Annotated in this window: 17 protein-coding genes, 1 tRNA gene and 1 pseudogene; 17 read left to right on the plus strand and 2 right to left on the minus strand. The window is 62.9% G+C overall.

What is annotated here, in order from left to right; all coding sequences use genetic code 11:
* The 14 genes and pseudogenes from ACOVQ0_RS10795 to ACOVQ0_RS10860 all read left to right on the plus strand — a co-directional run.
* Window positions 1-411 (plus strand): annotated as a pseudogene (locus ACOVQ0_RS10795) (cell division protein FtsA); the annotation flags it as partial.
* A 195-nt stretch (window positions 412-606) separates the two neighbouring features.
* The gene (gene ftsZ, locus ACOVQ0_RS10800; protein ID WP_421884144.1) at window positions 607-2,052 is read left to right on the plus strand and encodes a cell division protein FtsZ; all 1,446 of its coding nucleotides are present in this window, start codon (window positions 607-609) and stop codon (window positions 2,050-2,052) included.
* 64 nt (window positions 2,053-2,116) lie between these two features.
* Entirely contained in the window at window positions 2,117-4,366 is a 2,250-nt protein-coding gene (locus ACOVQ0_RS10805) for an SPOR domain-containing protein (RefSeq protein ID WP_421884146.1), read from the plus strand.
* Window positions 4,367-4,567: 201 nt separating this feature from the next.
* Window positions 4,568-5,071 (plus strand): YbjN domain-containing protein, encoded by a 504-nt coding sequence (locus ACOVQ0_RS10810; RefSeq protein ID WP_168852354.1) that lies wholly within the window; start codon window positions 4,568-4,570, stop codon window positions 5,069-5,071.
* A gap of 69 nt (window positions 5,072-5,140) precedes the next feature.
* The gene (proC, locus tag ACOVQ0_RS10815) at window positions 5,141-5,947 is read left to right on the plus strand and encodes a pyrroline-5-carboxylate reductase (protein ID WP_421884150.1); all 807 of its coding nucleotides are present in this window, start codon (window positions 5,141-5,143) and stop codon (window positions 5,945-5,947) included.
* A gap of 121 nt (window positions 5,948-6,068) precedes the next feature.
* Window positions 6,069-6,812: a Bax inhibitor-1/YccA family protein gene (locus ACOVQ0_RS10820; protein ID WP_421884153.1), complete on the plus strand. Its 744-nt coding sequence runs from the start codon at window positions 6,069-6,071 to the stop codon at window positions 6,810-6,812.
* Window positions 6,813-7,019: 207 nt separating this feature from the next.
* Window positions 7,020-7,751 (plus strand): hypothetical protein, encoded by a 732-nt coding sequence (locus ACOVQ0_RS10825; protein WP_421884156.1) that lies wholly within the window; start codon window positions 7,020-7,022, stop codon window positions 7,749-7,751.
* A 105-nt stretch (window positions 7,752-7,856) separates the two neighbouring features.
* Window positions 7,857-7,932 (plus strand) — tRNA-Ala (locus tag ACOVQ0_RS10830).
* A 134-nt stretch (window positions 7,933-8,066) separates the two neighbouring features.
* Complete coding sequence (obgE, locus tag ACOVQ0_RS10835) at window positions 8,067-9,125, plus strand: GTPase ObgE (RefSeq protein WP_421884159.1); 1,059 nt, start codon at window positions 8,067-8,069, stop codon at window positions 9,123-9,125.
* A gap of 139 nt (window positions 9,126-9,264) precedes the next feature.
* Window positions 9,265-10,398, plus strand: coding sequence for a glutamate 5-kinase (proB, locus tag ACOVQ0_RS10840; protein WP_421884162.1), 1,134 nt, complete (start codon window positions 9,265-9,267; stop codon window positions 10,396-10,398).
* Complete coding sequence (locus ACOVQ0_RS10845; protein ID WP_421884165.1) at window positions 10,398-11,318, plus strand: NAD-dependent epimerase/dehydratase family protein; 921 nt, start codon at window positions 10,398-10,400, stop codon at window positions 11,316-11,318. Before proB ends, ACOVQ0_RS10845 begins: the two co-directional genes overlap by 1 nt.
* A gap of 88 nt (window positions 11,319-11,406) precedes the next feature.
* A complete protein-coding gene (locus ACOVQ0_RS10850; protein ID WP_421884167.1) occupies window positions 11,407-14,316 on the plus strand; it encodes a CHAT domain-containing protein in 2,910 nt (969 codons plus the stop codon).
* Between the two features lie 94 nt (window positions 14,317-14,410).
* Window positions 14,411-14,884, plus strand: coding sequence for a DUF805 domain-containing protein (locus ACOVQ0_RS10855; protein ID WP_421884170.1), 474 nt, complete (start codon window positions 14,411-14,413; stop codon window positions 14,882-14,884).
* A gap of 15 nt (window positions 14,885-14,899) precedes the next feature.
* A complete protein-coding gene (locus ACOVQ0_RS10860; protein WP_421884173.1) occupies window positions 14,900-15,316 on the plus strand; it encodes a DUF805 domain-containing protein in 417 nt (138 codons plus the stop codon).
* Here ACOVQ0_RS10860 and recF read toward each other — a convergent pair.
* A complete protein-coding gene (recF, locus tag ACOVQ0_RS10865) occupies window positions 15,313-16,386 on the minus strand; it encodes a DNA replication/repair protein RecF (RefSeq protein WP_421884177.1) in 1,074 nt (357 codons plus the stop codon). The genes ACOVQ0_RS10860 and recF overlap by 4 nt on opposite strands.
* Window positions 16,387-16,647: 261 nt before the next feature.
* Entirely contained in the window at window positions 16,648-17,679 is a 1,032-nt protein-coding gene (gene pspF / locus ACOVQ0_RS10870) for a phage shock protein operon transcriptional activator (protein ID WP_421884181.1), read from the minus strand.
* Between the two features lie 136 nt (window positions 17,680-17,815).
* Here pspF and ACOVQ0_RS10875 point away from each other — a divergent pair, with 136 nt between their 5' ends.
* The 3 genes from ACOVQ0_RS10875 to pspB form a co-directional block, all read left to right on the plus strand.
* Window positions 17,816-18,007, plus strand: a complete 192-nt coding sequence (locus ACOVQ0_RS10875; protein WP_421884184.1) for a hypothetical protein — start codon at window positions 17,816-17,818, stop codon at window positions 18,005-18,007.
* Window positions 18,007-18,843 (plus strand): phage shock protein PspA, encoded by an 837-nt coding sequence (gene pspA, locus ACOVQ0_RS10880; RefSeq protein ID WP_421884190.1) that lies wholly within the window; start codon window positions 18,007-18,009, stop codon window positions 18,841-18,843. Before ACOVQ0_RS10875 ends, pspA begins: the two co-directional genes overlap by 1 nt.
* Before the next feature lie 3 nt (window positions 18,844-18,846).
* On the plus strand, window positions 18,847-19,146 hold a 300-nt coding region (pspB, locus tag ACOVQ0_RS10885), incomplete at its 3' end, for an envelope stress response membrane protein PspB (protein WP_421884187.1).

Genomic DNA, 19,146 nt, shown 5'->3' on the forward strand with positions numbered 1-19,146 from the left:
CATGCTGACGACAAGAACCGGATTCCGCGGGCCGAACTGATCTCGGTGATCACGCAGCAACTGGGCTTCTTTACAGAGGAAGTTTCCAAATCGCTGAAGTCGATGGGCTTCGTCGGACAGACCGGGCAACAGGTGGTGCTGACCGGCGGCGGGGCGCAATTGCCCGGCCTTGCCGACTATGCGCAAGCCGCGCTTGGGCGGCCCGTGCGCATCGGTTCACCGCCGACTATGGTAGGTCTGCCCCCCGGCCATGCAACACCCAGTTCCACGACTCTGGTGGGTCTTGTGCTGTTTGCGGCGGCAGACCCGGTGGATATCCGCAGCATCGGCCCGGCCTTCACGCCGAGCGGCAATTACAAGGGTGCGGGACTGCTCAATCGGCTGTTGCGCGCCGTAAAGGATTACTTCTGAACCTAGTTTTCCACCATTCCGGCCCCAAATGGCCGGAAACATTGACCGTCATAGTGCTGCAACCTGTGGAAAAGCCTGTAGCACCTTTGATTCGACAAGCCTGCCTGTGCAACAGGTTAATGTGAAATTGTTCAATCGCGCCAAAGGCACCCGAACGCCCACGGCAATAGCAGCGACCCGCTTGGGAGACCGACTATGAGCATCAACATCGGACCGCCAGCCATTGACGAGCTGCGGCCCCGCATCACGGTGATCGGGGTTGGCGGCGCAGGCGGCAATGCCATCGCAAACATGATTAACGCACAGATCGAAGGCGTCGATTTTATCGTCGTCAACACCGATGCGCAGGCGTTGAACAATGCGATTGCCGAAACCCGCATCCAGCTCGGCCCGGATATCACTCAGGGCCTTGGTGCCGGCGCACGGCCCGAAGTGGGCCGCGCCGCAGCCGAAGAAACGCTTGAGGAAATCGAGCGTTCGCTGGACGGCGTGCACATGGTGTTCATCGCCGCAGGCATGGGCGGGGGCACCGGCACGGGCGCTGCGCCTGTCATAGCCGAGGCGGCGCGCCGCAAGGGTGTGCTGACGGTTGGCGTGGTGACCAAGCCTTTCCTGTTCGAAGGCACGCGCCGTATGCGTGCAGCGGAAAGCGGCATCGAAGAGCTGCAGAAGCACGTCGATACGCTGATCGTCATTCCCAACCAGAATCTGTTTCTGGTGGCAAAGGCTGAAACCACCTTCAAGGAAGCGTTCCAGCTTGCTGACGAAGTGCTGCAGCAGGGTGTCCGCTCGATCACCGATCTTATGGTCATGCCAGGTCTGATCAATCTCGACTTTGCCGACGTCCGGTCGGTCATGGGCGAGATGGGCAAGGCCATGATGGGCACGGGTGAGGGCGAAGGCCCGAACCGCGCGCTCGAAGCTGCCGAACGCGCCATTGCCAATCCTCTGCTTGATGGCGTGTCGATGGCAGGTGCCAAGGGCGTGATCATCTCCATCATCGGTGGCGATGACATGAAGCTGCTTGAGGTTGACGAAGCCGCCAACCACATCCGCGAACTGGTCGATCCGAACGCGAACATCATCTGGGGTTCGGCGTTCAATCCTGATCTTGGTGGCAAGATCCGTGTTTCGGTGGTCGCCACCGGTATCGAACAGAGCAGCGAGCAGGCCGAGGTCGCTTCGCGTCCCGTTTCGTTGCCCGGTGCTGCGGCGCGCGGCCCAGCTGTGCCGACCGCAGCGCCTGCCCCTGCGGCGCCGATCTACACACCACCGGTGCAGGCTGAACCTGCACCTGTTGCTGCAGCGCCGGAACCCGCGCCGTTGGCAGAGCCTGAGCCTCTGGATCTCACCCTCGATCTTTCGGCTGCGCAGGAAGCACCTGCGGCACCGCCTGCTGATGAACTGCTGCTCGGTGCAGCGGAAGCGGCTCCCGCACCTTCGCCCGCACCGGAACAGCCCGCGATGCCACGCTTCGGTCGTGCGGAAGAACCTGCTCCGGCAAAGTCTGCTGGCGGCAGCACCCTGTTTGAACGGATGGCCAATCTCTCGCGCGGGAATCGTGCGGGTGAGGACGAGGACGGGGAAGATAGCGGCTCGCTCAACATCCCGCGCTTCCTTGGACGCCAGAACAACCAGTAAATGCGATGAGCGGCGGCACCTGTTGCCGCCGCTTCATCTAGAATGATGTATTGATCGCGGCTGGATGACGAATTGCTTCCCCTTCGCGCAGGGCACGCGCCTCGCTGTTTCGCTGCTTCTCGCTGCGACCTCTTCTCACGCGCTGGCGCAGGTTGATGACGCCCCCGATGGCCCGGCGGTCGTTTCGCGCCCCGTGGTGCAATCCACCGCGCCCAGCCCCAGCCGCGAACTCAATGCCGCGCTGGCTCGCCTCGCCACCGACCCACGCAATGTTCCCGCGTTGTCGGACGCTGCCGAAGCGGCGTTGAAGCTGGGTGACAGCGATGCGGCAATCGGCTTTCTGACCCGTGCCGACGAGGTGCAGCCCGGCAACGCGCGCACCAAGGCGCTGATCGGCAAGGCGCAACTGGCTGACGAAAATCCGGTCGAGGCCATTCGCGCTTTTGACGATGCGGAACGTGCCGGGGGCGATACGTTTGCAATGGCTGCCGAACGCGCGCTGGCCTATGATCTGGTGGGCGATAATGGGCGGGCGCAGCGCTGGTATCAGGTTGCGCTCAGCCGTGGCACCAACGACGAAACCACGCGCCGCTATGCGATGAGCCTCGCCATTTCCGGCGACCGTCGCGGAGCAGAAGCGCTACTGGCGCCACTGATCGAAAAACAGGATCGTGCCGCGTGGCGCACGCGGACGTTCGCAATGGCGGTGACCAATGGCGCGGATGAGGCTGTGGCCATCGCCTATGCCTCGATGCCGCAGGAACTGGCTTCGGGCATCGCGCCTTACCTGCGGTTCATGCCTCGGCTGACTCCGGCGCAACAGGCTGCCGCTGCCAATTTTGGTCGTTTTCCCCGTGCGGCAGACATGGGGCGCGACGATCCGCGTGTGGTGCAATATGCCGCGCTCAATCCGCGTGCGCCGAGCGGAGCTGAGGCGGGATTGATTCCGGCTGGCGCGCCGCTTGGGCCTTCCACCGCTTCGGCTTCGGAAAAGCCCAGTCGCGAAAAGCGCCGCCGTCCGGGGCGCGACGATGGCAAGGTTGCGGCTGCCCAGACCGCGCCACGCACGCCTGCGCCTGCCCCTGCAACATCGGTGGCACAACCTGCGGCTACGCAAGTTGCACGTGCTACGCCCCCTGTTGCGACACCTGCACCGCAGCGACCGACGGTCCTTTCCGCGCTTGATGTGCCACCCGGCACGGTGCGGCCGCCGGTTCCACCGATTCGGCGTGATGTTCCAGCAAGCGCGGTTGCCATACCTGCGCAGTCTGCGTCCGCGCAGTCCACGCTTTTGCAGTCCACAACGGCTCCGGTGAGAACGGCTGCGTCAACTCCGATCCAAACGCCCTCTTCAACAAGCGGGGCCATCAGCAACGCGCCTTTGGGGGCGACGCAGGCGCAGGTCAGCGCAGCGGTACCGGTGCAGACACCGCCACGCGCGCAGCCGTCCGCAACCACGGGTTTCGATCTCGCGCGGGTCGGTGGGTCTACCGCTGGAGCGGTTAACGCCCCGTCGCCCGTTGCACCCGCACCACCGCCCGCCGCCACAGCCGCTGCAGTGCCGCAAGCTACGGCTACACTGGCTGCGACGCCTTCGTCGGCGCCTGTTGCAACGCCTCTGACCCAACCCGCCACGTCCACCGTTCAACTGGCGCAGGCCACTCCTGCCGCGAATGGCACTCCGCCGCCCGCCAATGCTGCCGAACCAGCGCGTCCGGCTGATTTTGCATCGATGTTCAAGGCTTTTGAGCCACCTGCCGAAGAACGGTCGGCCACTGTTGCTGCTGTCGATATCACGCGGCTGCCGCCAAAGCCTGTTGCGAAGGCTGATCCGCGCGGCGAACGGCCCGATGGTCCGACCGATGTTTCGCGCACACCTGCGAAGGAGGCGGAGAAGCCTTCTGCAAAAGATGCGAAGAGCGTCAAGGATGCGAAGGCCAAGGACGCCAAAGCGGGCGACTCCAAAGCGGCCAAGGACGCCAAAGCGGGCGACTCCAAAGCGGCCAAGGACGCCAAGGCGAAGAAGGCGCAGCCCAGTCATCCCAGTCGCATTTGGGTGCAAGTGCTGACCGGTGCGAACAAAACCGTGATGGATAATGAATGGCGTCGTCTGGTGAAGGAAGCGCCTGAACTGTTGCGCAGCAGGAAACCCTATCTTTCACCTTGGCGCAGCAATTTCCGTCTGCTGACCGGCCCGTTCGAAAGCGAGGCTTCAGCCCAGGATTTCGTCACCAAGCTGAAGAAGAGCGGTGTTTCGAGCTATCAGTGGACCAGTCCGGCCGGACAGGCGGTGGATACGCTGGCGTCGAAGTGACTACGGTCATCCTGGCTGCTGTTCACCCCTTGTCCACAGCTTTCCCACAACGTTGTCGAGTTTTGCCCAACCGCCTGTTAACCCAAGATTGTCGGTGAGGGGTGCTTGCCTCCATTGACGGTTTGAGCAGCAGGGAGGGCATCATGCCCTGCCGGGGCCGACCAGCCGAGGAGGCCCGATCAAGTGTTCAGGGGACGTACCATGCGGACCGGCCATGACGACAACGAGCGCGAGGAGGCCGCGCCGGTCGACATGATCGCATCGCTGTTCGAGGCGCGCGGATGGCCGTGCGAATTCGTCTCGGACGACGAGGTTACCGGCGAAATTCAGGGTTCATGGGCGAACTATCAACTGCGCGCGATCTGGCGCGTGGAAGACCATGTGCTGCAGATCCTGTGCCTGCCCGACATTCGCATACCTGACGACAAGAAGCCTGCGGTTTTCGAACTCATGGCCCTGATCAACGAGCAGGTATGGATCGGCCACTTCGATATCTGGTCGAACGGTGCGGTCCTGCTCTACCGCCACGGGCTGATGCTGGGCGACGAAGGGCTGCTCAGCATCGGTCAGGCTCAGGCTGCGATCGAGGCCGCGGTTGATGAATGTGATCGTTTCTACCCTGCGTTCCAGTTCATCCTCTGGGGTGACAAAAGCCCCGCCGAAGCGCTCGCCAGCGCATTGGTGGACGCTGCGGGCGAAGCTTGAGCCTTAGCCTTGCGACGTCACGCCTGGGGAGGCATGGAGCGTGCATAGGCGACTCAAGGATCAAAGCTGATGACCAGGACCTTCCTCCAGTTCGGCTGCGGCAATATGGGCGGCGCGATGCTCAAGGGTTGGCTGGCCGGTGGCCTTGCGCCCGAAGGCTTCACCGTTGTCGATCCTTACCTCGAATCCGCTCCGCAAGGCGTGCGCCTGTTGCAGACTGCGTCAGAGGGTGAGGGGGCGTTCGACGTTGTGCTGCTGGGCTTCAAGCCGCAGCAATTGCCCGATGCAGCGGCGGCGGTTCGCCCTTCCGTTGGCCCGCAAACGCTGCTGCTCTCGATCCTTGCTGGCGTCGATCTGGCGACCCTGCGCAGCGCATTCCCAGAAGCGCGCGCCATTGTACGCGTCATGCCCAACCTCGCCGCAGCGCTTGGCAAGTCGCCGATCGCGCTGGTTGGCGAGGCAGACGCCGCCGCTCGTGCAGAAATCGATGCGCTGATGGCCCCGCTCGGGCAGGCCGAATGGCTTTCCGGCGAAGATCAGATGGATCTCGTGACCGCGCTCGCCGGATCAGGCCCGGCTTTCGTCTATCGCGTGATCGATGCACTGGCCGAAGGCGCGGCGGCGCTTGGTCTGCCGCGCGATCAGGCAGACCGGTTGGCCCTGTCGATGGTGGAAGGTTCAGCCATGCTGGCAGCAGCATCAGAACACAATCCTGGCGAACTCGCCCGCCGTGTCGCCAGCCCCGGCGGGGTAACGCAGGTTGGCATCGACGTGCTCGACAAGGATGCGCGGCTGGTGTCGCTGATGACCGATACCTTGCGCGGAGCACGCGATCGCAGCGCCGAAATGACCGCGCAGGCCCGCGCCAAGGCCTGATCCGCAACAATTCGTTACAATTGATTGCCCCGCTCTTGCGCCGGTTTCGCTTGAAAGCGGAACCGGTTGCGCCGATATTCCGTTTACGTGGCCATTGGGGTCACAGAACGGAGCTTTGAAAATGGCAAATTGGAACGACCCTCGGCCCACCGGAACGGGCTTCGGCGCGTCTCCGAGCCTTTCCGGCATCCAGGGCCGCAGCGACGTGTTCGATGCGGGTCTGCGTCGTCATATGCTGTCGATCTACAATTACATGGCATCGGGCGTGCTGCTTTCGGGCATCGTCGCGCTGGTTTTCGCAACCTCCGGTCTCGCGGAAGCCGTTTTCGGCACACCGCTGCGCTGGGTCGTCGCGCTGGCGCCGCTCGCCTTCGTGATGGTGATGAGCTTTGGCATCAATCGCCTGTCCACCTTTGCGATGCAGTCGCTGTTCTGGGCGTTCAGCGTGGTCATGGGTATGTCGCTGTCGGCGATCTTCTTCGTCTACACCGGCCCGTCGATTGCGGTCACGTTCTTCGCAACCGCAGGTGCCTTCGCGGGTCTCAGCCTGTTCGGCTACACCACGAAGAAGGACCTGTCGGGCTTCGGCAGCTTCCTGATCATGGGCATGTTTGGTCTGCTGATCGCATCGGTGATCAACATCTTCCTGAAGTCGCCGGGCCTTGCATGGGCTGTCAGCTTCCTTGGCGTGCTGATTTTCGCAGGCCTTACGGCTTATGATACGCAGCGTCTGAAGGAACAGTATGCCTATGTCGCGGGCACGGATTTCGCGGGCAAGGCAATCGTGATGGGTGCGCTCAGCCTTTATCTCGATTTCATCAACATGTTCACGTTCCTGCTGCAGTTCATGGGCGAACGCCGCTGATCAGCTGATAGAACCGGAATGAATGAAATTGCCCGGCGTGCCGCAACGGCTCGCCGGGTTTTCTTTGCGTGGGGGATTCTCATCATCCCATCCCCGCGCTAGGGTTGCTTCATCTTGCAGCAAGGTTCCGAAGTTCAGGCTCCGTCATTGTAACTGGACCACATCAAATCGGGATCGTTTGAAAACCGAGTTCTCGGGGGAATGCCGATGTTTGAGTTCCGGCGCTTAGGTGCGCCAGCAGTCCTTACCGCAGCGCTGGCCATTGGCCTTGCGTCCTGCGCGCCAAAGGCTCCGCCGCCGCCACCCCCGCCGCCGCCACCCCCGCCCAAGGTCGTGGTGATCCCGCCCAAGCCGCGCCCGCCAAACAACGCATCGGATAATCTGGCAATTCCGCCCGCTGACGCCAATGGCCTGCGCTATTCGCTGAACCGCAACATCAGTTCCGCGCAGATGCTTTGGAACCTGCGTTCGGCCTATAATGTGGCTGCATTGAACTGCTTCAAGCCGCAGCACGCCACTATCCTGCCGCTCTACAAGGACTTCCTGAAAAACCACGCCAAGACGCTGGCTGCGGTCAACAAGAAGGTGGATGCTGAATTCAAGGCCAAGCACGGCGCAAAGTTCATCGCCCCGCGCGAAGCCTATATGACGTCGGTCTACAACCACTTTGCCCTGCCACCCACGTTGACCGATTTCTGCGATGCGGTGGGCGCGGTGGCGCGCGATAGTGCTGCGGTGAAGTCTGCCGATCTGGAAGCCTTCGCGATGCGCAGCCTGCCCAGCATCGAGGTTGTGTTCGATGATTTCTACCGTCGGTATGAAGTCTACCGGAATGATCTGGCGATCTGGCAGGCCCAATACGGTACGCCTGTGTCCACTGCGCAGCCCGCAATTGTGCTGCCTGTCACGGCCAGCGCGGTCGGCGGGGCGGGGCACTGAGGCAGGCGGGCCGCCGAAAAATCTGCAAATGGGGTCTTTGCAGGCCGGGAGCGCTGCGCTAATGGCGGCGTTCCCGGCCGTGCAGCGGTTGGGGGTACCGGGAACGGGGCCGTAGCTCAGATGGGAGAGCGCGTCGTTCGCAATGACGAGGTCAGGGGTTCGATCCCCCTCGGCTCCACCAGGTATCATCAGATCGCCTGATCAGGCAGGCGCCTTGCGGTCTGACGTTACAAGCTCTCCATGAACGGGTAAAAGGCTCGGCTCCGGGGCGGCGTGTTGCATTGCTTCGGGCCTGTCAGTGGAACAGTTACCCAGATGCATTTTCTTGATCAGGCCAAAATCTTCATCCGTTCAGGCCAGGGCGGCCCCGGTGCGGTCAGTTTCCGGCGCGAAAAGTATGAAGAATACGGCGGCCCCAACGGCGGCAACGGCGGCAAGGGCGGCGATATCATTTTCGAAGCCGTCGCCGGGCTGAACACGCTGATCGATTTCCGCTATGCGCAGCATTTCAAGGCACAGCGCGGCCACGGCGGTGCGGGTAGCAATCGCACCGGTGCGGGCGGCGATGATCTTGTGATCAAGGTCCCGGTCGGAACGCAAGTTCTCGACGATGACCGCGAGACGGTGCTGCTCGATCTGACCGAAGTGGGGCGCCGCGAAGTGCTGCTGCGCGGCGGCGATGGCGGGCGTGGCAATGCCTCGTACAAGAGCTCGACCAACCGCGCCCCGCGCCAGCACGGCCCTGGCTGGCCGGGCGAGGAAATGTACGTGTGGCTGCGGTTGAAGCTGCTGGCCGACACCGGTCTGGTGGGGCTGCCCAACGCGGGCAAATCGACTTTCATCAACCAGATCACCAACACCAAGGCCAAAGTGGGCGACTATGCGTTCACCACGCTGCGCCCGCAGCTTGGCGTGGTGCGCCACCGCAATCGCGAATTCGTGCTGGCCGATATTCCCGGCCTGATCGAAGGTGCTGCAGATGGCGTTGGCATTGGTGACCGCTTTCTGGGCCATATCGAGCGGTGCCGGGTGCTGATTCACCTGATCGACATTCACAGCGATACCGATCCGGTCGAAGCGATGCACATCGTCGAAAGCGAACTTGAGGCTTATGGCGCCGGGCTGGACGAAAAGCCGCGCCTGATCGCGCTAAACAAGATCGATCTGGTCGACAAGGAACTGGTCAAGGCGTTCAGCAAGGAATTGCTCGAAGCAGGCGCAGACAAAGTTTATCCGATCTCCGGCGCGACGGGCAAGGGTATGGACGCGCTGCTCGATGCGGTGCTCGAATATCTGCCGGTCGCTACCGTTACCGAACGTCCCGACGGCGAGGTTGAGGACGAGGCCGATCAGAAGCCGTGGTCGCCGATCTGATATAGCACCTTCGTCATTCCCGCCTGCGCGGGAATGACGAAGTATTCTAGTTGCGCCTTGAGGGCCAAGAGACGTCCCGCCCCACATATCCGACCGGTAACCCTTCACGCCTTGTCACAAATCGCTTAAGCGGCGTGCCATGAACATCACCCAGCTTGCCCATATGACCGATGCCACCACCTGTCCGCGCCTCGTGGTCAAGGTTGGCTCGGCGCTGCTCGTGGGCAAGGATGGCGCGCCGCGTCGCGAATGGCTGTCTGCGCTGGTGGCAGAAATTGCGGCTGCCCGCGCCACCGGTCAGGAAGTGATCGTCGTATCCTCTGGCGCCATCGCGCTGGGCGCCCGCAAGCTGGGGTTGGCCAAGGGCGGGCGCGGTAGTCTGTCCGATGCGCAGGCCGCAGCCTCTGTTGGTCAAATCGCGCTCGCCGGTCTTTGGGCGGAACTGCTGGCTGGCCACGGCCTGACCGCCGCCCAGATACTGCTGACGCTCGAAGACCTTGAAGACCGCCGCCGCTATCTCAACGCGACCGCCACGCTGGGCACGCTGCTGGCAGCGGGCGCAGTACCGGTGATCAACGAGAACGATTCTGTCGCCACGCAGGAAATCCGGTTTGGAGACAACGACCGTCTCGCCGCGCGCGTCGGGCAGGCGGCGGGCGCATCGGGCGTGCTTCTGCTTTCGGACATCGATGGCCTTTATGACCGCGACCCACGCCAGCCCGGTGCCATCCGCATTCCGGTGGTGCGCGGCGTCACGCCCGAGATTCATTCTATGGCAACGGGCGGGTCATCCTCCGGCCTAGGGTCGGGCGGAATGACGTCAAAGCTGCAAGCGGCGGAGATCGCCGAGCTGGCAGGCATGGCGCTGGCGATCATCGATGGTCAGCCCACTGCACCGATCGGTACGGCGATCACCACCGATCGCGGCACGCTGTTCCTGCCGCGCGGGCGTAAGCAGGCGCGCAAGGCTTGGTTGGGCGGCCGGATGCGGATGCGCGGCACCGTGCATGTCGATGCAGGGGCGGCGGCTGCACTGACGCGCGGATCAAGCCTGCTCGCAGCCGGGATCACCGGGGTTGAAGGCGATTTTCAGCGGGGCGATGCAATCGCGGTGGTCGGTCCTGATGGCCAGACGCTGGCACGCGGCCTTTCGGAATATCACGCGGCTGAGTGCATGGCGCTGAAAGGCCATCACAGCCGTGAGCATGAAGCCCTGCTGGGTTATGCTCCGCGCTCTGCGCTGATCCATCGCGATCAGATGGTGCTGCTGTAATGCCCGCAGAACTGCTGGCGATCACCGGGGCGACCGGGTTCGTCGGACAGGCCGTGCTTGAATATGCCGCCCGCGCCGGGCTTGAAGTGCGTGCGCTTGCCCGCCGCCCCCAGGAAGCCCGCGCTGGGGTAGAGTGGGTGCAGGGCGATCTGCAAGACAGGCGCGCGCTGCAACGCCTCGTTGGCAAGGCCAGCGTCGTTCTGCATATCGCTGGTGTGGTCAACGCGCCCGATGCTCAAGGGTTCGAAGACGGCAACGTCTGGGGTACGCTCAACGTGGTCAATGCCGCGCTGGATGCTGGCGTGCCGCGCTTCGTGCACGTCTCATCCCTGTCCGCGCGCGAGCCGGAGCTTTCGATCTATGGCAAGTCGAAGCTGCGTGGCGAAAAGATCGTCAAGGCCAGCAGTCTGGACTGGACGGTCGTGCGCCCACCCTGGGTCTATGGCCCGCGTGACACTGATACGCTGGAAATGTTCAAGGCCGCCCGGTTCGGCGTCCTGCCGATCCCGCCAAAGGGTCATGCCTCGCTCATCCACGTGAGCGACCTTGCCCGCCTGCTCCTCGCCCTGATCCCCGGCGGCGAGGAGGTGACGCACATGACGTTCGAACCGGATGACGGCACGCCCGGCGGCTGGACGCACAACGATATGGCCAAGGCTATCGGGATGGCCGTGGGCAAGCGCGTTGCCGCCATGAACCTGCCCGCCGGAATGCTTCGCCTTGGCGCAAAGCTCGACGCGCGCTTTCGTGGCAAGGGGGCCAAGCTAACGATGGATCGCGTCGGCTACATGTGCCACCCGGACTGGCGCGTGGGTGAAGGCCTGCAACCACCCGCCTCGGTCTGGACGCCCCAGGTCGAAACCCGCATGGGCCTTCACGCCACGGCGGCGTGGTATCGCGAGGCGGGCTGGCTGAAGTGAAAATGTGCTGAATCGCACTGGCTTCGGCGACATTTTTGATTAACCATTCTCGCACTTGGGCTGCAAAGCGTTCCGGGGGTGCGAAGAAATGCCGAGGTTGATCTGGGCCGCTCTGCTGGCAGCAGCAGTGCCTTGTGCGGCTGTCGCTGCGCCTGCCGGTAATCTGACAGCGGAACTGCGCGCCGTGAAGACCCTCGACATTGCGGCTCGTCCCGCGGAGGCATTGCAACGGATCGATGCGTTGCTGGCGAAAGTGCAATCGGGCGGTAGAGTTGATCCTGCTGATCTGTTGGCAGTCCAACTGGCACGGGCTGACGCGCTTTATTGGCTCGACCGCTATGATGAGGCGCTCCCGATTCTGCAGAATGCCGAGGCAAGGCTGGCAAGCGGAACAGGCGCACAAAGCATTGAACATGCCCGAATTCTGGACGCCATAGGTTCAACTCTTGGCGGGATGGGCCGAAACGACGAAGCGGAAACGTGGCTGCAACGAGCGCTTCTCATGGCGGACAAGGTGGCAGGTCGAAAGTCCATAGCTTATGCTTCGGCACTCTATGGTTTGGGGTTGATCGACTACCAGCGCGGCAATCCACTGGCCGCATTGCCCCGGTTTGCCGAAGCGTGGGAGACAGCCACAGCTCTTTCTGAAAGCCTGTCTGGTTCCGACGTTATTTTGCCTGCCGACTTTGGCATCAGCTATTCCGCGCTGTTGGGCGCCACAGGCGATATCGAAGGTGCCGTTAAGCCCGCCAGATCCGCGCTCGTCTGGGCGGAAACACGATTGGGTGGCGATCATCCGGTTACGCTGGCTGCACTCAACCGCCTCGGAACGATCTACAACGACAATGGCCTGTTTGCGCAATCGATCCCCATTCTGCGTCGAACGCTCGACCAGCGCGCCAAAACGCTCAACCCCGATGATCCCCAACTTGGCTTCACCATCGAAGCGCTTGGTTACGCTCTCGACAATTCCGGCCGGCGGGATGAAGCGCTGCCGTTCTATCAGCGTGGGGCCGAGATTTTCGAGAAGTCAATCGTTCCCGGCCAGCCCGCGCTGGTCACGACGGCAATCGGCCAACTCGCGCGGGTCACCCGATGGTCGGGCGACATTGCGGGGGCGCTGGCCTTTCGGGAGAAGGCCGTTCGACTTGGGCGGGAGAGAGCGTCTTCACCGGATCATCCCGATGTCCTCTTCGCAGAACTGAATCTTGCCCGCGAATATATCCTGCTGGGTCGGTTCAGCGATGCCGTGCCGCTGCTGGACCATGTGAACGCCAACTATGCCGCGCGTACACTCGAAAGCAGTCCACGCCGCATCGGCGGTATGGTTTCCAGTGCTCAGGTTGCGGCGGCAACCGGTAACCCCGTGCAAGCGCTCGCCAGCGCAACCGCCGCTCTCACGCCCGCCCGCGCGCGCCTGCTGGACCGAGCCACACCCCGCGCGGAACTCTCCAGACTTGCGCAGCAATACCAGGTCTTGTTCATCCAGCAGGCGGAGCTTGCTGCGAAGGCTGGCGATATGGCGCAAGCCTTTGAGGCTTTGCAATTCGCCAACCTTGGCGATCTGCAAACGGCCATCTCCAGCATGGCGTTGCTGAACTCGGCCAAAAGTCCCGATGCGATTGAGGCGCTGCGTGCCTATCAACAACTTGCCGCCGAAGGCGCGCGTTTGCGCCGCTCGCTTGCGGCCAGCGTTGCTGCTCAAAAGTCCGAAGCGGTTGAGCGTCTCAACCACGATATCATCTCCGTTGATGCTCGCTTACGCGATCAGGACGCGCTGCTCGCCAGCATCTTGCCCGGATACAAGGCTCAGACGGCTGTCGAACTGTCATCGCTGCATTCGGTGCAGGCGGCTCTCGCCCCCGGTCAGGCAATCGTGCTTTACGGTCTTGCTGAAGACGGGTTGCTGGTCATGGCGGTCACCGCGCAAAAGGCCGTTACGGCGCGTTCGCCCATCACTCCACGCGCCCTGCTCGATCTCGAAAAGCGTATGCGCGGTTCGATCGACCAAGGTCTGCTGAACAACGGACAGGGCGCGTTCGATCGCAAGGCGGCTTATGATCTCTACCTCGCGCTGTTTCCAAAGGCTGTGCGCGATGCAGTGAAATCGTCGGCCGATCTGCGCATTCTGGCCACCGGCAGCCTTGCCGCGCTGCCGTTTTCCGCGATGGTCACGCAACTGCCCAAAGGCGCGGACGATGCGCCTGAAGCGCTGAAGCGCACCCGCTGGCTTGCGCTGGATCATGCCGTGTCGGTGCCGCTTTCTGTCATGCCCTCGCCGGTAAAGCCGTCAAATCGCGCGGACCAGACGTTCGCAGGCATTGGCGCGCCCGTGTTGGGGCAACCGCTGCGGCTTGCCACCCGCTCGGCCAAGCTGCTGCGCTCCGGCGATACCAGCATTCAGGCTTTGCGCGAACTGGCCAGCCTGCCGGGCGCGGCTGACGAACTGCGCAACATGGCCAGCGCCTTTCCGGGCAAGCCTGCCTTGCTGATCGGTGCCGATGCCACCGAAACCGCAGTAAAAGCGGCAAAGCTCGATCAGGCCAGTGTGATCGCCTTTGCCACGCATGGCCTTGTGGGTGGAGCGTTCCGTGATCTGGTTGAGCCTGCGCTCGTGCTCACGCCGCCCGATAAGCCCGACGAACAGGATGACGGCCTGCTCACCGCGTCGGAGATCGCCAAACTGCGCCTTGATGCCGATTGGGTGATCCTGTCCGCCTGCGATACCAGCGCGGGTGATGGCGAGAGCGCGCCGACCTTTTCCGGCCTTGCGCGTTCCTTCGTGGCTGCAGGTGCGCGTTCGCTGCTGCTTTCGCACTGGCCGGTGCGAGATGATGTCGCCAGCCGCCTGACCCTCGACACTTTGAATGGTGCCGGGAAAGGGCTTTCTCGCGCAGAAGCGTTGCGTCGGGCGCAAGTGGCTATCATCCGCGATGCCAAAGTCCCAGGCGCCGCCCATCCCGCAACGTGGGCACCGTTCGTTCTCGTCGGGAACTGAATCCGAAGCGGCATCGCCTGCTTGCCGCAATCTGCAATTCGTGGTCCACTGCTTTGGCTTTACGGCCAGGTGCCGCATAACAAGGGGGAACATCATGGAATGGATGCTGATGCCGTACCGTCGCTACGCCGAATTTTCGGGGCGTTCGCGGCGCAAGGAATACTGGATGTTCGCGCTGTTCATGTTCCTTGTCTACGCGGTGGGCATTGCGCTTGTTCTGGCAGGTGGCGGGATGCAGGCGATGATGGCCGGTCTGCCTGAACCAGATGCGGTAACCCCAGCTGAAGTTCCGGGCATTGGTCCACTCGGCTGGGTTGGCATTGCGTTGATGGTCGTCTTCGCGCTCGGCAGCTTCATTCCCTCCATCGCCGTCACGGTTCGCCGCTTCCATGATCGTGATATGTCGGGCTGGTGGTATCTGGGCTTCATCGTCGCCAGCGCCATTCCCTTCATCGGTTCGCTGGTCAGCATCGGCTTGCTCGTGCTCATGTGCCTGCCGGGCACTGCGGGCATGAACCGCTTTGGCGATGATCCGAAGAATCCCGTCGGTTACGATGTCTTCGGCTGATCTGCGGAAACACCGATGAACTGGATGATCCTGCCCTACCGCCGTTATGCCGAGTTTTTCGGTCGTTCGCGCCGTCGCGAATACTGGAGCTTCGCGCTGTTCTATTTCCTCGTGATGATCGCCCTGAACATCGTGTTCGGAACAAGCGAGGTAGAGCGCGGCAGTGGGGCTTTCGTCTATGGCACGCGGCTGGTCGGGGCGGGCAGCTGGATCGGGAGTCTGTTCTGGCTCGCCAGTCTCGTTCCCGGCCTCGCCGTGTCGGTGCGCCGCCTGCACGATCAGGATCGCACCGGCTGGCTCCTGCTGTTGTGGATCATCCCGTTCTTCGGATGGTTCGCAATTCTGGTGCTGATGTGCCTTGATGGCACGCGCGGTTCCAATCGTTTCGGGCCTGATCCGAAGAACCCGACGCCTGCAGACGTCTTTTCCTAAACCCGCACGACCGCGCCGTCGCGCACGCTCCAAACCGCGCTCTGGCCTGCGATGTCGGCAAACGGTGCCATCTCGGTCCCGGTCATCCACACTTGCGCTCCGCTTTGCGCCAATCGCTCGAACAGGGCACCACGCCGCACGGGGTCGAGATGCGCGGCGATTTCGTCCAGCAGCAGCAGGCGCGGGCGCTCCCCTGCGGTCAGTCCGGCATGGGCCAGCACGATGGCGATCAGCATGGCTTTCTGTTCACCGGTAGAACAATCCGCTGCTGGTGCATTTTTCGCGGCCAGAGTGACGGCCAGATCATCGCGGTGCGGCCCGGTGAGCGAACGCCCCGCAGCCCGATCCCGCCGCCGCCCATCGCGCAGAGCGCTGCGCAAGGCGTCCGGCTCCAAGGGCACTTCGCTGGCATAGGTCAGCGCAGGCCGTGCGAACGGCTGTTCGGGCACCGTTTCCAACACGGCGCCCAGATCGGCCACCAGTGCCGCGCGCGCGGCTGCCATCGCTGCGCCTGCCTCGGCCATCTGCGCCTCGATCCCGTCCAGCCACAGCGGATCAGGCTCAGCCGGTTCTGACAGCAGCCGATTGCGTTCGCGCAGCGCCGTTTCATATCGCGTGGCGTTTTTGGCGTGGCCGGGTTCGCGCGCCAGCACCAGCCGATCGAGGAAGCGCCGCCGCGATCCTGCGCTCTCGGCAAAGATGCGGTCCATCGCGGGCGTCAGCCATGTGATCGAAAGCCATTCGCCCAGCCGCGCTGCCGGGCCTTCTGCGCCATTGATCCGCACCGTGCGGCGATTGGGCGCCTGTGCATCGGTTGACGTGCCGATCTGCACGGCCCCGTCTTCTATTTCTCCCGCCACGGCAAAGCCGCCTTGGCCGTCCCGTCCGGCCATTTCCGCAGGCTGCGCCCGCCGAAGCCCACGTCCCGGTGCCAACAGGCTGATCGCCTCCAGCACGTTCGTTTTGCCCGCGCCGTTTTCACCCACCAGCACGTTGAACGCCTGCGTGCCTTCCAGTCGCGTGACGGTATGGTTGCGAAAATCGCGCAGGGTCAGGCGGGTGAGAGACATGGTTGTGCGGCGTTAGGGGGTTTCTTCTGGGGTGCAAAGAAGAGTGTTTCGCGCAGAGGTGTTCAGTTTTCAGATTTGATTCACGCAAAGCCGCAAAGCCGCAAAGAGATAGTGCGCGCCGCAGGCCTTTACGTTTCTCGACAGATGAATGGGAGATTGAACACGGCTTTGCCGAAAGCGCGACGTCTTCGCGTCTTTGCGGCTTTGCGTGAGATAAACTTGCCCTTTTTCTCCGCGCCTCTGCGCGAAACAAAATCCACGCTATCCCCGCTCACTCAGCCCGTGCTTCTTCATGCAGTGCCGCAACTGGTCATACGTCAGCCCCAGCGCTTTGGCCGTCTGCCGCTGGTTATAGCGGTTGCGGCCCAGATGGTGTTCGATGATCGCGCGTTCGTGGGCGTCCACCGCCGCCCGCAGGTCTGCCACGCCATCAATGTCCGCTGATGGAGCCGTCAGGCGCGTCGGCGTGGCCGGCTCGCTCTCGGAAGCCTCTGCCGCCCGCATCGACACTGCCGGCTTCCACGGGCTTTCGAACGGATCGAACTGCACATGCCCGATGGCCTGCGTCCCGTCGTCCCAGCGATAGACGGCGCGCTCCACCACGTTGCGGAGTTCGCGCACGTTGCCCGGCCAGAGGTAGTCCTCCATTGCCTTTTGCACCGAAGTCGCAAAGCCCGGCCACGAATCCCAATGCAGTTCCGCCGCCATGCGCCGCCCGAAATAATCGGCCAACACGGCGATATCCCCCTCGCGCACACGCAGAGGGGGCAGGGTGATCACCTCGAAACTCAGCCGGTCGAGCAGGTCGGCACGAAAGCGGCCCTCTTCGGCCAGCTTGGGCAAATCCTCGTTTGTGGCGGCCACGATGCGCACGTCCACGCGCACCGGCTTGCTTGATCCGATCCGCGTTACTTCGCCATATTCCACCGCGCGCAGCAATCGCTCCTGCGCACCCATCGAAAGCGTGCCCAGTTCATCAAGGAACAGCGTGCCTTTGTCGGCTTCTTCGAAGCGACCGACCCGCGTTCGCGTCGCGCCGGTGAATGCGCCCGCTTCGTGTCCGAACAGTTCGGCTTCGATCAGCGTTTCGGGCAGGGCGGCGCAGTTCATCGTTACCAGCGGCTCGGTCCAGCGCGATGACAGGCGGTGAAGGCGTTCGGCGATCAGTTCCTTGCCGGTCCCGCGCTCCCCGATCACCAGCACCGGGCGACGCATCGGCGCGGCGCGGCTGGCGCGCTCAACCGCGTCGAGGAAAGCACCCGATTGCCCGATGAACTGAACTTCCCGATCCATTCCGCAGGATTAGCGCATTTTCCCAAGCCTTCGCAATATTTCCCAACATTAAAGGCATGTAAAGTGCGGAAAGTGCCGGAAATCCGGCACTCGCGCAGTTTGGCACGCGGCTTGCTATTCCATGAACAACCCGGAAATGACCGGTTCAACACGCCGAAAGGTCAATCAGATGTACACCGCCCGCTTCTTCTCCACCCCGCTCGGTCGCGCCAGCCTCGCCAGCATCGGTGCAGTCGTGGTGATGTGCTGCTTCGCGCTCAGCCAGCAGGTCAGCTCTGTGCCGACCGTTGTGGCGTCGAGCGCGGCAATCACCGGTGAGCTTGCATGATGACCGACGAACTCTCCCCGATCCGTCCGCAGGGGAAGGAGGGTGGCCGTACCACCCGCCTCGATGTGGAACTTGATCGCTTTCGCGCCTCTGCCAAGGATGCCTTTGGTCAGAGCAACGGCTCGTCACCCCGTCCTTCCTTCAATTCCGGAGTAAACCTGATGGGCATCTTTTCGCGTACCCGCGATATCATTGCCGCCAATTTCAATGACTTGCTTGATAAGGCGGACGATCCTGCCAAGATGATCCGCATGATCATCATGGAAATGGAAGAGACGTTGGTCGAAGTCCGCGCTTCTGCCGCGCGCACCATTGCCGATCAAAAGGAAATGGGCCGCCACGTGGCAAAGCTGGAGCGCCTTCAGGCTGACTGGTCGGAAAAGGCCCAGCTTGCGCTGTCGAAGGACCGTGAAGATCTGGCCCGCGCCGCGCTGGTTGAAAAGAAGAAGGCCGCCGACATGGGTGACCAGCTTCGCACCGAGATCACCGTGCTGGATGATGCGATGCGCGCCTACGAACAGGACATCGAAAAGCTGCAGACGCGCCTGCGCGAAGCCCGCAGCCGCCAGACTGCCATCGCTGCCCGCCTCGAAAGCGCCGAAAACCGCGTCCGCCTGCGCACCCTGCTTGCCAGCGAGCGCGTGGACGAGGCGATGGCCCGCTTCGACCAGCTCGAACGCCGCGTAGACTATGCCGAAGGCCGGGCCGATGCGCTGAGCCTGGCCGATGGCAATACCAAGCCCGGCCTGGCTGACGAGATTGCCGCGCTCGCCGGGCAGGACAAGATCGACGAGGAACTCGAAGCGATGAAGCGCCAGCTTGGGAAGGAAGGCTAAGTCATGGAAGACATATTCGTTCCCATCGGCGTCGTCGGAATGCTTTTCGTCGGCCTGCCGTGGCTGATCCTCCACTACATCACCAAGTGGAAGACCGCGCCGACCCTGACCAGCGGTGATGAAGCCCTGCTGGAAGAGCTTTACCAGCTCGCCAAGAGGCTCGACGATCGCATGGACACCGTCGAACGCCTGGTTGCTGCCGACAATCCCGAATTCAAGCCCGCCCGCATCATGCACGACCGCGAAAGCGACAACCAGAAACTGCGCGAACTGGACCGCATGTTCGCCGAACAGGGAAGGACC

It is taken from the genome of Novosphingobium sp. (assembly GCF_049240505.1).
GTDB lineage: Bacteria > Pseudomonadota > Alphaproteobacteria > Sphingomonadales > Sphingomonadaceae > Novosphingobium.